Source organism: uncultured Arthrobacter sp. (assembly GCF_902805515.1).
Taxonomy (GTDB): domain Bacteria; phylum Actinomycetota; class Actinomycetes; order Actinomycetales; family Micrococcaceae; genus Arthrobacter_D.
Window position 1 is genome coordinate 2,909 of the sequence record NZ_CADCTE010000076.1, and the last position, 549, is coordinate 3,457.

The window sequence follows — 549 nt, forward strand, 5'->3', positions numbered from 1 at the left end:
TACCGCGTCGCGGTCGGCGCTCAGCAGCTTGGCGGTGAGCCCGTCGCGGACCTCGCGCAGCTCGTCCGGGTCGTCGACCAGTTCGCGCAGCGTCTCGTGATGAAACCGCCACGGGTACGCCGCCAGCACCTGCTCACTGGTGCGCGGGTTCCGCAGGGCGTTGCAGCGCTCGTCGCAGCTGACGTGGACGTCGCAGTAGCTGGCGTCGTCGTCGGTGCAGGTGCAGGCGGTGGTCGTGTCGGCGGTCATGTGGTCCTCCGGGGCGGAACAGACGGGAGAGGGGGCGGGGGTCAGCGAGTGATGCCGTTAGCGGCCAGGAACAGGTCTGCGTGCTCGCGCGCCAGGTCGTCATCGTCGCGGCCCAGCTCCTGTGCCCAGCGCTCGCGGATCGTGGATGCCTGCGCCCGGCTGAGCAGCGCACCGAAGCCCTGCCCCTCACGCTGCCACTCGCGGTTCTCGGCGGCGTCGCGGATGGCGGTCGGGATGACGTCGTTTGAGGACTGGCCGCGGTTTACGTGGTCGTTGGGGTGGACGGGGTCCTTGGAGCCG

1 protein-coding gene and 1 pseudogene are annotated in these 549 nt (G+C 70.7%); both read right to left on the reverse strand.

Going from position 1 to position 549, the window contains the following annotated elements; genetic code table 11:
* On the reverse strand, positions 1–249 hold a 249-nt coding region (locus tag QZX79_RS06700; protein ID WP_294566431.1), incomplete at its 3' end, for a hypothetical protein.
* 221 nt (positions 250–470) lie between these two features.
* Positions 471–549: pseudogene (locus QZX79_RS06705) on the reverse strand (lyase family protein); the annotation flags it as partial.